At 49.1% G+C, this 12,868-nt stretch carries 12 protein-coding genes; 1 reads left to right on the top strand and 11 read right to left on the bottom strand.

Annotated features, from left to right (window positions below; genetic code table 11):
• Positions 1-15 precede the first annotated feature (15 nt).
• The 11 genes from upp to Q0Y65_RS06370 form a co-directional block, all read right to left on the bottom strand.
• A complete protein-coding gene (gene upp / locus Q0Y65_RS06420; RefSeq protein WP_297958322.1) occupies positions 16-645 on the bottom strand; it encodes a uracil phosphoribosyltransferase in 630 nt (209 codons plus the stop codon).
• A gap of 15 nt (positions 646-660) precedes the next feature.
• Positions 661-1,098 carry a ribose 5-phosphate isomerase B gene (rpiB, locus tag Q0Y65_RS06415; protein WP_297958320.1) on the bottom strand — a complete coding sequence of 146 codons (438 nt, stop codon included), beginning with the start codon at positions 1,096-1,098 and terminating at the stop codon, positions 661-663.
• Positions 1,099-1,126: 28 nt separating this feature from the next.
• Positions 1,127-1,825 (bottom strand): tRNA (adenosine(37)-N6)-threonylcarbamoyltransferase complex dimerization subunit type 1 TsaB, encoded by a 699-nt coding sequence (gene tsaB, locus Q0Y65_RS06410; RefSeq protein WP_297958318.1) that lies wholly within the window; start codon positions 1,823-1,825, stop codon positions 1,127-1,129.
• Positions 1,797-2,237: a tRNA (adenosine(37)-N6)-threonylcarbamoyltransferase complex ATPase subunit type 1 TsaE gene (gene tsaE, locus Q0Y65_RS06405; protein ID WP_297958316.1), complete on the bottom strand. Its 441-nt coding sequence runs from the start codon at positions 2,235-2,237 to the stop codon at positions 1,797-1,799. Before tsaE ends, tsaB begins: the two co-directional genes overlap by 29 nt.
• Before the next feature lie 15 nt (positions 2,238-2,252).
• On the bottom strand, positions 2,253-3,926 hold the full coding sequence (locus Q0Y65_RS06400) for a formate--tetrahydrofolate ligase (RefSeq protein WP_297958315.1): 1,674 nt from the start codon (positions 3,924-3,926) through the stop codon (positions 2,253-2,255).
• Positions 3,927-4,095: 169 nt separating this feature from the next.
• Positions 4,096-4,749, bottom strand: coding sequence for a carbohydrate ABC transporter permease (locus Q0Y65_RS06395; RefSeq protein WP_297958313.1), 654 nt, complete (start codon positions 4,747-4,749; stop codon positions 4,096-4,098).
• A gap of 185 nt (positions 4,750-4,934) precedes the next feature.
• Positions 4,935-5,927 (bottom strand): carbohydrate ABC transporter permease, encoded by a 993-nt coding sequence (locus Q0Y65_RS06390; RefSeq protein ID WP_297958311.1) that lies wholly within the window; start codon positions 5,925-5,927, stop codon positions 4,935-4,937.
• A 76-nt stretch (positions 5,928-6,003) separates the two neighbouring features.
• On the bottom strand, positions 6,004-7,371 hold the full coding sequence (locus Q0Y65_RS06385; protein WP_297958309.1) for an ABC transporter substrate-binding protein: 1,368 nt from the start codon (positions 7,369-7,371) through the stop codon (positions 6,004-6,006).
• Between the two features lie 47 nt (positions 7,372-7,418).
• Positions 7,419-8,735, bottom strand: a complete 1,317-nt coding sequence (gene xylA, locus Q0Y65_RS06380) for a xylose isomerase (RefSeq protein WP_297958307.1) — start codon at positions 8,733-8,735, stop codon at positions 7,419-7,421.
• Positions 8,736-8,747: 12 nt separating this feature from the next.
• Complete coding sequence (locus Q0Y65_RS06375; RefSeq protein ID WP_297958305.1) at positions 8,748-10,826, bottom strand: glycoside hydrolase family 3 C-terminal domain-containing protein; 2,079 nt, start codon at positions 10,824-10,826, stop codon at positions 8,748-8,750.
• Between the two features lie 18 nt (positions 10,827-10,844).
• Positions 10,845-11,735 (bottom strand): hypothetical protein, encoded by an 891-nt coding sequence (locus Q0Y65_RS06370; protein ID WP_297958304.1) that lies wholly within the window; start codon positions 11,733-11,735, stop codon positions 10,845-10,847.
• A gap of 223 nt (positions 11,736-11,958) precedes the next feature.
• Between Q0Y65_RS06370 and Q0Y65_RS06365 the strand changes: the two genes are divergently transcribed.
• Positions 11,959-12,825 (top strand): AraC family transcriptional regulator, encoded by an 867-nt coding sequence (locus Q0Y65_RS06365; RefSeq protein WP_297958302.1) that lies wholly within the window; start codon positions 11,959-11,961, stop codon positions 12,823-12,825.
• The last annotated feature ends 43 nt before the right edge of the window (positions 12,826-12,868 follow it).

The raw sequence follows: 12,868 nt of genomic DNA, 5'->3' as shown, positions 1-12,868 counted from the left end.
TTTATTTTTGCATTATTACTTTGTGCCGAAGATACGGTCTCCTGCGTCGCCGACGCCGGGAACGATATACTTGTCCTCGTTGAGCTTCTCGTCCATGACGCCTGCGTATATCTCAACGTCGGGGTGTGCTGTCTGAACAGCCTCAACGCCCTCGGGAGAGCATATGATACACATGAACTTGATATGCTTAACGCCCAGATTCTTCAGCTCTGTAATGGCAGCTACTGCGGAATTGCCCGTAGCAAGCATAGGATCAACGATGATCGCGTCACGCTCGTGGATATCATCAGGCATCTTTGCGTAATACTTTACAGGCTCCTTGGTGACAGGATCGCGGAAAAGACCGATGTGTCCTATCTTGGCAGCAGGAACAAGTGTGGTAACGCCCTCTACCATTCCGAGGCCAGCACGGAGTATGGGGATAAAGGCAAGCTTTCTGCCTGAGATTATCTTTGTCTTTGCAACGGCAAGAGGAGTCTCAAGCTCTATCTCCTTCAGGGGAAGGTCTCTGGTAGCCTCATAGCAGATGAACATAGCTATCTCCGATACCAGCTCACGGAACTCCTTTGTACCTGTGTTCTTGTCTCTGAGCAGCGATATCTTGTGCTGTACAAGAGGATGATCTATAATGTGTAATTCAGCCATAGTAATTTACTCCCTTCACTGATTGTTTTCTATTGCTGTTATAAGGTCGATACGTCTCTGATGACGTCCGCCCTCGAATTCTGTAGTAAGGAATATCTCCGCAAGCTCGCAGGCAAGACCGCAGCCGAGAGTCCTTGCGCCCATGCACATAACGTTTGAGTTATTGTGCAGACGTGTGAACTTGGTAGAGAAGGAATCGGAGCAGAGCGCAGCCCTTATTCCCTTGATCTTGTTTGCGGCTATGGACATTCCTATGCCCGTACCGCAGATAAGGATACCCTTTTCACAGTTCCCCGCAAGTATCTCATGACAGAGCTTTTCAGCAATGTCGGGATAATCGCAGGGCTCACCGTCAGTACCCATATCCATGAACTCAAAGCCCTGTACCGACAGCGCCCCGATAATAGCCTTTTTCATTTCCACGCCGGCGTGGTCACAGCCTATAGCGATCATAATAACATCTCCTATCTGATTAATACGGTCATTTATTGTTTTTGTCCTCTAAGTCCTTTTCGGCCTTTACCTTCTGGAGGTAAGAGACCTCAAGCTCCCCGGGAGGGATAAGCTTCCTTGAAACGCCTGCCAGACACACGCCTGCGGCGTTCTGAAGTCTGCCCTGTGGCGGAGCAATAACAAAGGACGGAGAGCAGTATGCGTTATAGAAGTCCGCAGCACCGTCGCCGCAGAGCATAGCCTCTCCAACATTGAGTGCAAGATATTCTGCCAGCTCGTCACGGGAGATTATCTGCTCGTCGGTTATCTGCTCCACACAGAAGCCGTCGCTCCTGTATGTGCAGGTATACACCAGCTCTCCCCTTGCCTTCATAATGGCGCATATATTGCCCTTATACGCAAGGTTGTTGCAGGCAAGTCCCAGCAGTGTGGATACGCCGCAGCATTTTACATTAAGGCCGAAGCTCAGCGCCTTCACAGCCGCAACTCCGATACGCAGACCCGTATATGAGCCGGGGCCGTTGGCAACGGCGATACCGCCCAGGTCGGAAAGCTCCTTTCCTGCCTGTGCCATAACGTCCTTGACCATGGGCATTATGACCTGAGAGTGAGTTTTCTGAGTATACACCGTGCTCTGCGCAAGGAACAGCTCACTGTCAGAGTCAAAAAGCGCTGCGGAAGCTGTCTTTCCCGATGTATCAATCCCAAGTAGCAGCAAATCTTCCACCGTCCTCGATAATTATTTCCCTGTCATTCTCTCCCAGGCTGTTAATGGTGATGTAAACAGTGTCCTTCGGGAGGAATCCCGCGATATTCTCAGACCACTCCACTGCCGCCACGTTCTCCTCAAAGGGGTAATCATAGAAGCCAGTAGACTCTAAGTCCTCCTCGGAGCTTATGCGGTACATATCGAAATGATACAGAGTGATCCTCTCGCCGCGGTACTCGTTTACCAGCGCAAAGGTGGGAGATGTAACGCTGTCTCCCAGTCCCATGCCGATGGCAAGGCCGCGGGTAAAGGTAGTCTTTCCTGCGCCGAGTCCGCCTTTATAAGCTATCATGTCTCCCGGCCCGAGCATACCGCCCAGCTTCTGAGCTGCGGCGATAGTCTCCTGTGGAGAATGAGTGATTATCTTCATATTCTCTCAGTCCGATCAGAAAAGTCCTGTGATGCTGCCGTCGTCCTTGCAGTCGATATTGAGAGCAGCAGGAGCCTTGGGCAGTCCCGGCATAGTCAGGATATCGCCTGTGTAGATGACAACGAATCCGGCACCTGATGACAGTCTTGCGTCACGGACAGTTATCTTGAAGTTCTTGGGCTTTCCGAGAAGATTGGGATTATCTGAAAGTGAATACTGAGTCTTTGCAACACATATTGGCAGATCCCAGAAGCCGATGCTCTCGATCTCCTTGATAGCCTTCTCGGCCTGCGGAGTAAATGTCACGCCGTCAGCGCGGTAGATCTCCTTGGCTATCCTCTCCACCTTGTCCTTTATGGTAGTCTCTGTGTCATAAATGGGCTTGAAATCGTTTCCGCTAACAAGGTCGATGGTCTCGCATACCTTCTGTGCCAGATCCTTTCCGCCTTCGCCGCCCTTTGCGAAGACCTCGCACATGGATACCTCAACGCCCATATCAGCGCAGAAATCCTGTACGAACTTTACTTCCTCGTCTGTATCCGTAGCAAAGCGGTTTATTGCCACAACAACAGGCACATGGAACTTGTGGAGGTTCTCGATATGAGTTCTCAGGTTCTCGATACCCTTTTCCAGAGCCCACATATTCTCCTTGGCAAGGTCGTTCTTCTGAACTCCGCCGTTGTATTTGAGAGCCTTTATTGTAGCTACCAGCACCACGCATGAGGGCGCAAGTCCGCTGATACGGCACTTGATGTCCATGAACTTCTCAGCGCCAAGATCGGAGCCGAATCCGGCCTCCGTAACAACATAGTCGCCAAGCTTGAGAGCAAGCTTTGTAGCTCTGAGTGAATTGCAGCCGTGAGCGATATTCGCAAAGGGACCGCCGTGTATGAATGCGGGAGTATTCTCAAGAGTCTGGACCAGATTGGGCTTGAGAGCGTCCCTGAGAAGCGCAGTCATAGCTCCTGTACAGCCCAGATCCTTAGCAAAGACAGGCTCGCCGCTGAGGTTATAGGCAACAAGTATATTTCCCAGTCTCTCCTTCAGATCGGCAATATCCGAAGCAAGGCAGAGTATAGCCATTACCTCTGAGGCAACTGTGATATTGAAACCGTCCTCACGGGGAACGCCGTTGGCTCTTCCGCCGAGGCCGATGAGGATATTTCTCAGCGCACGGTCATTCATATCCATACAGCGCTTGAAAAGGATCCTGCGCTGGTCTATCTGAAGCTCGTTTCCCTGCTGGAGATGATTGTCTATCATAGCGCAGAGAAGGTTGTTTGCAGCTGTTATAGCGTGCATATCACCTGTAAAGTGAAGGTTGATGTCCTCCATGGGGACTACCTGAGCGTATCCGCCGCCTGCTGCGCCGCCCTTCATACCGAAAACAGGGCCAAGAGAGGGCTCGCGGAGAGCCAGCACTGTCTTTTTGCCTATCCTGCGCATAGCGTCCGAAAGTCCGACGCTTATTGTGGTCTTACCCTCGCCGGCGGGAGTGGGATTGATGGCGGTCACGAGTATGAGCTTGCCGTTTTCCCTGTCTGCAAGCTTTTCATAGAGAGCCTCGGACATCTTTGCCTTATAGTGGCCGTAGGGCTCGATGTCCTCACTGCCGATGCCGAGCTCCGCAGCGATCTCGGTTATATGCTTCATATCGGCACTCTGAGCGATTTCGATATCAGATAACATAAATAATATCCTCCGTGTCGTTGTAATAGTAATTTTATTATACCACGTTTTTTCAGCAAATGCAAGGTCTGGCGAAATATTATTCCCCTCATAACACAAAGAGGACTGTACCCGAAGGTACAGCCCTCAAAGATTTAAGAAAGAAAAATGTGATAACATTAAGAAAACATCAGCCCTTGACGCCGCCGAGCGCAACACCTTCGATAATGTACTTGGACAGTATGAAGTATGCGATCAATATTGGCACTACCGTCAAGAACAGACCCAGATAAACGGAACCATACTCGGTCCTGTACGCGTCACCGTTTAGCAGGCTTACCATCTGCGGCATTGTGTACTTCTCCATATCTGTAATGAGGATCTGGGGCATAAACAGCTGGTTCCAGCTCATTACGAACGAGAAGATAGCCTGGGTAGCCATCGCTGGCTTCATCATAGGAAGCACTATCTGGTTGAAGATCCTGAATTCGCCTGCACCGTCGATTCTCGCCGACTGAAGAATTTCCATCGGGAGTGAAGGAATCATGTATTGCCTCATGAAGAATACAGTTGCGGGTGCTGCGATTGCAGGGAGTATAAGAGGAAGGTAGTTATTGGTCCAATGGATCTTATACATAAACTGATAGAAACCGATACTTGTTACCTGAGCAGGTATCATAAGAACCGCCATGATAACTGTAAAGAACGGCTTTCTCAGTTTCCAGTCATACGCAACGAGTGCGAATGCTGTCATTGTTGAGAAATAAACATTACAAGCTGTCGAACCAACAGATATGATCAGAGAGTGTCTGAAACCTGCGAATGGATCGAAGCCTCGTCCCATAAGAACATTCCAGTTTGCTTTTAAATTGGAACCGGGAATGAATGAAATTGCGTGGCTCTGGATTTCACCTGTGCTTCTGGTAGAGTTCACGATCATGATAACGAACGGAAATAAACTCAGAATGGTGAGCAATAAACAAAATGTGTACGCAATGATCTTAAAAGCATAAGTTGATGCTTTTTTATTCACCACTGCCATTGATCTGCTCCTCCCTTCGCAACGCGTTTAGCTTCTTTCTTGGCTTTCTTGAGCTCCTTATCGAGCTTGATCTGATCTTTATCACGCATTACAAAGAATAGTACTGCGGAGCATAGAGCAATGATTACCCACATGACCATACTTGCGGCCGCTGCCTTGTTGTATAGGTAGCTTCCCGCGAAAGCCTGATTGTAAATATACACACTCGTTGTGAGAGTAGCTCTGTCGGGTCCTCCATTAAGGAAGAGGAAAGGAATATCGAACATATTCAGACCGCCGACAAGGCTGGTGATGAGTGTATACAGTAAAACTGTTTTCAGATTAGGTATCGTAATACGGAAGAAGGTCTGAACACCGTTCGCTCCGTCGATCTCTGCCGCTTCATAGATATCTGGGCTTATTCCGAGTACACCCGAGATAAGCACGATCATTGTATTTCCGTACCATGTCCAGAACTGTATAAACGCAACGATAAGACGTGCTGCAGTTTTGTTTGTGGCGAAATAGTAAGATGAATCCCTGAGTCCTGTTGATACGAGCAGATCGTTCACAGGGCCGGTCGGATAACTGAAAAGTGCCTTGAACAGGATCGCAACTGTTGCAGCCGTAATGATGTTCGGCATATAGAAAACGACCTTAAAGAAGCCTTTACATCTGATCTCATTGCTGTGTGATGTGAACCACGCAGTAAGCAGAAGAGCTATTGTTATCTGGGGGAAGAAGTTCATCACCCAGATTCCTATAGTATTCTTCAGTGAGAGCCTAAAGGAATCATTCTCTAATACAGACTTGAAGATTTCAAACGGGTGGTCGAGGAACTTATAGTTATCGGGACCCATTACGCCTCTGCAGTCCGTAAAACCGAGGGTAGCTGTATATATTGTAGGATACAGCGTAAATATCAAAAATGCAACAACAAAAGGAATACTGAAGAGATATCCGTATTTTGAATAACTAATACCCTTGAGCTTCGTTTTCAAAGCCGTTAGCCTCCTTTTTTTTAGAGGGCTGTACCGCAGATAACTGCGGTACAGCTCTTTTTTAGGAAAAATTCAATCAGGACTGAATGTCGAGAGTATCAGCAACTTCCTGCTTGAAATCCTTGATAGCGTCGTCTCTTGACTTGTTACCAGCTGTGTACTGACGAACCTGACCACGCCAGAGGCTATTGATCTTCTCATCGTGCTGAGTGAGGTTCTTACCGTTTGCAAACTGGTTAGCGGGAACGAATACGTCGAACATATTCTGTCCGCCGAGGAAGTCGAGTGAGCCATCAGACATAGCCATAACTGTACCTGAAGCTACGCAGTCCTTAGTACCGCCTTCGCCGTTGAGAGTACCGTTAGCCCACATGTACTGGAGACCATCCTGAGTACAGTCGAGTGTGATCCAGTCAATGATCTGTCCAACTGCATCCTTAACCTTTGAATCCTTGTTAGCGATGAGCCATGTACCGCCCCAGAAGAAGCCGATAGGAGGCTCACAAACTGCCCAGTCACCGTATGTGCCTTCGCCAACAGCTTCACCGCCGCAGTTAGCTGCGAGAGTGTAGTTGATGAGCCAAGCAGGTCCGAAGAATCCGAGAACTTCCTGATCGCCCTCGCCCTTCATATCAGCGAACCAAGCATCGCCCCAGTCCTCTGTGTCGTTGTGGTAGCCGTTGTCCTTGAGCTTCTTGGACAGGTCGAGGAATTCCTCACGCTTAGGATCGATGTAGAGCTTGTCACCGTCGAGCCAACCCTTGTCAGAGCTGTTCTCAACTGCGTGCCAGAGATCACCGTCGCCTGATACGATTCCGTAGCCCTTCTTCTTGAGCTCGTCAGCTGCCTCGAAGAACTTATCCCAGCTGCCTGAGCCGCCGCCGATCTTCTCGGAAACTGTTGCCGGATCGTCAGTGCCGAAAGCAGCCTTAGCAACTGAACGTCTGTAGATGAAAGCACCGCCTGTAGCCTGATATCCGAGACCTACAACGTCGCCGCTGGGGTTGGTTCCGATATCAACTGAGTACTGTGCAATGTCAGCAGCCTTGATCTCGTTGTCAACGTCGATTCCGAGATCCTTGTAAGGTGCAGCGTAGCTGGACATATCGCCCTGTGTATACTTCAGAACGAATGCAGCCTCAGCACAGAAGAAGTCGGGAGCGTCAGCGCCGCCGCCCTGGAGTGCCTTGTCGAGTGCAGGCTGGTAGTTACCGTCAGTTGTAGGAATGATTGTTTCCTTGATCTCATACTTAGCATCGAAGTCAGGGTGTGTAGCCATGAACTTCTTTACCATGCCGGGAACTTCATCTGTGAAAGTCCAGAGATTGATGACAGTCTTGCCGTCCTTTGTGGTTGTGCCCTCATCCTTCTTGCTACAACCTGTAGCTGCTACTGAAGAAGCGAGAAGAGCGATTGCTGAGATGACCGATAATGCTTTTTTCATTTTTCTTGACCTCCAATTATAAAAATTGTTTTTTTATCTTAACAGTCTTAAAGACTGAAAAGAACGTTGTTAACGATTGATTCCAGCATTTCCTGTCTGCCGCTTGAGAGTGAAGCTGTAACCTCGCCCTTTTCAAGAGCATACTTTTCCAGTGATGCGAAATCTGCCTTGCCTGCGATGATGTCAGCACCGATTCCTGTGTTCCATGAAGCATATCTGTCTGCTACGAACTGATCGATACGTCCGTCATCAATGAGTTTGAGTGCAGCTCTGAAGCCCAGTGCGAATGCATCCATACCGGCGATATAGCTGTAGAAGATATCCTCGGGAGTGAAGCTGCCTCTGCGTGCCTTAGCATCGAAGTTGAGACCGCCGTTTGTGAAGCCGCCGGCCTTGATGACCTCATACATACACATTGTTGTGTCGTAGATGTTTGTGGGGAACTGGTCTGTATCCCAACCAAGGAGAGTATCGCCCTGGTTAGCATCGATGGAACCAAACACGCCGTTGTCTCTTGCAACACGGAGCTCATGCTGGAATGTGTGCTGAGCAAGTGTAGCGTGGTTAGCCTCGATGTTCATCTTGAAGTCCTTGTCGAGGCCGTACTTTCTGAGGAATCCCAGAACTGTAGCGGTATCGAAGTCGTACTGATGCTTTGTAGGCTCCTTGGGCTTGGGCTCTATGTAGAAGTCGCCGTTGAAGCCGATTGAACGGCCGTACTCAACTGCCATCTTCATAAGACGAGCCATATTGTCAAGCTCAAGACCCATGTTTGTATTGAGAAGAGTCTCGTAACCCTCACGGCCTCCCCAGAATACATATCCGTTACCGCCGAGCTTTACTGTAGACTCAAGAGCCTTCTTGATCTGTGCTGCTGAGAAAGCGAATACATCAGCTGAAGGTGATGTACCGGCACCGTGCATGAATCTTGGGTGATCGAAGCACTTTGCCGTGCCCCAGAGGCACTTGAACTTGTCGCCCTGCTTCTCCTTGATGTAATCAGTGACAATGTCGAGCTGATCGTTGGTAGCCTTGAGGCTGCCGTACTCGGGAGAGAGGTCGCGGTCATGGAAGCAGTAGTAGTCGATAGAGAGCTTATCCATGATCTCGAATGCAGCATCGACCTTAGCCTTTGCTCTTGCAGCGGGATCAGTTTCGCCCCATGACTTGTCAGTGGTGCCGCAGCCGAACATATCTGTTCCGTCGCCGCCCATTGTGTGCCACCATGAGAGAGCAAACTTCAGATGCTCACGCATCGGCTTGCCGTTGATGATCTCATCGGGATTGTAGTACTTGAACGAGAGAGGATCAGTACTGTCTTTTCCCTTATACTGGATCTTTCCGATATTGCTGAAAAATTCCATTTTATCCTCCATTTATACATTTATTTTCAGAGATGTGCATTTTTTTCCTGTCAGCTTTTCGCTGAGCGGATCGGGCTGAGAGGTGCCTGCGTAGAGGGTGAACTCACTGCCTTCCTTTACCCACTCGCCCTTTTCGTTGACCGCCATGAAGGCTCTCTCGGGGATAGTGATCTGTACGACCTGACTCTCACCGGGCTCAAGTGCGACTCTCTTGAAGCCGCAGAGGCTGTGGTTGGGAACTGCGTTCTCCGAATAAGCTTTGATATAGAACTGCACTACGTCTTCCGTAGCACGGCTTCCCGTATTGGTGATCTTCACGGAAGCCACTCCGTCATTGACCGACAGCTCCGAACATTCTGTTTCGGAGTATGTAAGTCCGAATCCGAAGGGATAAAGGATATTGCCCTCGGAGTATCTGTATGTACGATCCTTCATGCTGTAATCCGAGAAATCGGGCAGCTTTGAAGCGTCCTCATAGAATGTAACGGGAAGCTTGCCGGAGGGTGATACCTTGCCGAAAAGTATATTCGCAAGAGCTCTTCCTCCCAGCTGACCGGGATACCACGCATGAATGAGTGCATCGCAGTCTGCTTCTACATTTATTGCACTGCCTGCTGCAGTGACTATGATGACGGGCTTGCCTTTAGCCATTACCGTCTTTACAAGCTTTCTCTGTGACTCGGGGAGTCTGAGGTCATTCTTGTCACCTGACGAGAATTCGTTTCCTGTATCTCCCTCTTCGCCTTCTATAGTAGCGTCAAGGCCTACGCAAAGAACAACGATATCCGAGTGCTCTGCGATTATCTCAGCCTCAGCCAGTCTGTCGTCGGGAAGTGCGAGAGCCATACATCTGTCCTTGTAAAGGTGACAGCCCTCGGAGTAGATGACTCTTCCGTCGAATGCCTCGCGGATACCGTTAAGGAAGGTCACATACTCATCGGCCTTGCCGTTGTAGTTGCCCTCAAGTGCGGGGATACTGTCGGCATTGGGACCGATGACTCCGATAGTCTTGTATTTGCCGTTCTCAAGCGGCAGGATACCGTTGTTTCTCAGCAGCACCATGCAGCGCTCCGAACATTCCAGCGAGAACTTCTTGTGCTCGTCGCAGGAAACGATATCATAATCAAGTCCGTCATATTCTGTGGACTTGTCGAACATTCCCAGTCTTACCCGTGTTCTCATCAGCTTTATACAGGAGCGTCTGAGATCCTCCTCGTTGATGAGACCTTCATTATAAGCGGCAAGAAGGTGAAGATATGTATTGCCGCAGTTAAGATCGCAGCCCTTCTTCAGTGCCAGAGCAGCCGATTCGGGAGCGGTCTTTGTAACACCGTGATTGGTGTGGAAATCTCTGATAGCCCAGCAGTCTGAAACGAAATGACCGTCGAACCCCCATTCCTCAAGCTTGTTCATGAGGAATGTATTTGCACAGGCAGGTTCACCGTTCACACGGTTGTACGCACCCATAACGCTCTCAACCTTGGCTTCCTTTACAAGAGCCTCGAAGGCGGCGATATAGGTCTCGGTCATATCCTTCATATTTGCCTTGGCGTCAAACTCATGTCTTATGGCCTCGGGACCGCTGTGTACAGCAAAATGCTTTGCACAGGCTGCAACTCTCAGCACCTTTCCCTCGCCCTGAAGTCCCTTGGTATAGGCAACGCCCAGACGTGTTGTCAGGAACGGATCCTCACCGTAGGTCTCCTGGCCTCTTCCCCATCTCGGATCGCGGAAAATATTGATATTCGGCGACCAGAGTGTAAGGCCTTTATATATGTCACGATCTTCGTGAGCGGAATATTCATTGTATTTTGCTCTTGCCTCAGTCGATGTGATCTCGCCTGCCTTGCGGACAGCCTCGTCATCGAACATAGCAGCCATTCCTATAGCCTGCGGGAACATTGTGGCTGTTCCTGCTCTTGCAGGTCCGTGCAGGCCCTCGCTCCACCAATTGTAAGCGGATATCCCCAGACGATCCACAGCAGGAGCGTCATATTTGAGCTGTTCAGCCTTTTCCTCGACGGAAAGCCTGTCCGTCAAGTCCTCAGCTCTCTCAAGTGCGGATAATGCTTCGTCCATGTACTTCTCCATAAGCATTTCCTTTCCTTTTTATATTTTACTTATAAACTCATCAATTACCTTTTCAGCGGACCAGTCCGTGGTGGAAAGCTCCCACTTTTCCTTTATGCAGGCTGTCTCGCCGGGCATATACTCTCTGAGCTCGCCCAGAAGCTCGCATTCAAGGAAAAGGTCGTTTGTATAGGTCTCGTAATTACAACAGAAATCTGGATACCTGACTTCCTTGTAGCCGTCGAAGCACATCCTGAATATATTTCTTCCGTTTATGTAAAGCACCTGTCTGCCCGTGGCATTGAATCCCACCTTGAAGGCTCGCTTCTCCTTGGGGTCCTGCTTCAGCAGAGCGTACTTATCAGCAAGTGTAAAGCGATGATCGTTTATTGCGGAGTAGCTCCACAGCGCCATCGTTCTGTTGGGGAGGAATCCCTTGTCGTCCCTGCACAGAGGGATCAGCTCCGTTCCGCCTGCCGCAAGTCCCGTAACGGACCAGGGAGCGAATTCCGAAGGTTTATCCGAGCAGTTGGTGATACGGTTCTCAATAGTGACCGATGTTTCATCGTCCATTGAGATAACAAGCTCGAACTGCTTGCCGAACTTCGTCTCGGGAGGCGTAAGCGTCAGCACGCCGCCGTCAAACAGAGCTTCTACCTTTGAATTGTCGGGGAGATAAGTCTCGGGCATCACCTCGGGGGCGCTCCAGATCCTGTGTCCGCCGTAGGCGTACCAGACTCCGTACCCGTTATTGATCTCATAGAAGTTTCTGTCGATGTCTTCAAAGAGAACGTTTTCGCCGTCAGTAAAACCGAAGAAAACTATCCTTGGCCCTACATCTATAGTGGCGATGAGCTTGATAATACCATTATCGAGGCAAAGACATTTTCCGTAGTTTTTGTAGTCGGTCTCATAGCACTTTACAGACATCACACATCACCTTTCGTTTGCTCTATTGCTATTATATACTACTTCGGCAATTTATACTAATCAAATATTGCGGCTGTTTATTCAAGAATTGCTAACATTGCACAAATTCTTCAAACCCACTTTACAAATACTATCATAATAGTGTATAATATATCCAGATATTACGGTGAAATATGAATATTGATATTTTTTTCACAACAATTTTTGGTTAAGGAGGCTAGTCATGATTAAAAATCTATCCGGCGATTACGAGACGGTAGAATACGAAAACCAACGTTTCGTAATGCTTTACGATAACGATCAGGTCGAAGAATACCCGACTCACTGGCACAACGCCGTAGAAGTCATCATTCCTCTGCACAACGGCTTCACTGTCACTTCAGGCGGTGTAGACTATCATTTAAACGAGAAGGAGATCATTATAATCCCTCCGGGAGAGCTCCACTCAATGCCCGCTCAGGAAGGCAGGCGCATAATCTTCCAGTGCGACAACAGCATAATCAGCGACGTTCCCGCTCTGGAGGCTCTGGTGCCCGTTTTCTCACAGGCCTTCCATATCACCCCCACAGTCAGCAAGGAGCTCTACATACTCTCACGCAAGAGCATACTTGATATATATTCGGAGTACTATTCACGCTCTACCCTTTCGGACGTCAGGATATATATATGTCTCATAAATATGCTCACAGCAGTCCGCGAGTATCAGCTGACCCAGGCTGCCGACGCCTTTACTGGAGATCCGTCCGGCAGGGACGACACAAGAAAGTTCAGTATGGTGATGAAGTACATCAACCAGAACTATATGTACGAGATACCGCTCGAAAAGATAGCCTCCATCGCTGGATACAGCAAATATCACTTCTCGCGCATATTCAAGAAATACAACAACGTCTCCTATATACAATATATAAACAGCAAGAGGATAAAGGCTGCCGAAAGGCTGCTCATAGACCCCAACCTTTCCGTGACCGAGGTGGCCATGCGTGCAGGCTTCGCAAGCCTCACCACCTTCAACCGTGCCTTCAAGAAGGCCAAGAACTGCACCCCCACAGAGTTCAAGACTCTGTACAAAATATCCGACAATACATAAATACAGCAGCTGCGCAAGGGAAGCTTACCCAAAGCGCAGCTGT

It is taken from the genome of uncultured Ruminococcus sp. (assembly GCF_947301925.1).
GTDB lineage: Bacteria > Bacillota > Clostridia > Oscillospirales > Ruminococcaceae > Ruminococcus.
Note: the sequence above shows the minus strand (reverse complement) of the source record. Positions and strands in the feature narration are given on the sequence as shown.

What these genes read in the sequence shown, in the direction of transcription:
- upp (WP_297958322.1), bottom strand. Translation starts at nt 645, where the DNA reads ATGGCTGAATTACACATTATAGATCATCCTCTTGTACAGCACAAGATA.
- rpiB (WP_297958320.1), bottom strand. Translation starts at nt 1,098, where the DNA reads ATGATCGCTATAGGCTGTGACCACGCCGGCGTGGAAATGAAAAAGGCT.
- tsaE (WP_297958316.1), bottom strand. Translation starts at nt 2,237, where the DNA reads ATGAAGATAATCACTCATTCTCCACAGGAGACTATCGCCGCAGCTCAG.
- Q0Y65_RS06400 (WP_297958315.1), bottom strand. Translation starts at nt 3,926, where the DNA reads ATGTTATCTGATATCGAAATCGCTCAGAGTGCCGATATGAAGCATATA.
- Q0Y65_RS06395 (WP_297958313.1), bottom strand. Translation starts at nt 4,749, where the DNA reads ATGGGACGAGGCTTCGATCCATTCGCAGGTTTCAGACACTCTCTGATC.
- Q0Y65_RS06385 (WP_297958309.1), bottom strand. Translation starts at nt 7,371, where the DNA reads ATGAAAAAAGCATTATCGGTCATCTCAGCAATCGCTCTTCTCGCTTCT.
- xylA (WP_297958307.1), bottom strand. Translation starts at nt 8,735, where the DNA reads ATGGAATTTTTCAGCAATATCGGAAAGATCCAGTATAAGGGAAAAGAC.
- Q0Y65_RS06375 (WP_297958305.1), bottom strand. Translation starts at nt 10,826, where the DNA reads ATGGAGAAGTACATGGACGAAGCATTATCCGCACTTGAGAGAGCTGAG.
- Q0Y65_RS06370 (WP_297958304.1), bottom strand. Translation starts at nt 11,735, where the DNA reads ATGTCTGTAAAGTGCTATGAGACCGACTACAAAAACTACGGAAAATGT.
- Q0Y65_RS06365 (WP_297958302.1), top strand. Translation starts at nt 11,959, where the DNA reads ATGATTAAAAATCTATCCGGCGATTACGAGACGGTAGAATACGAAAAC.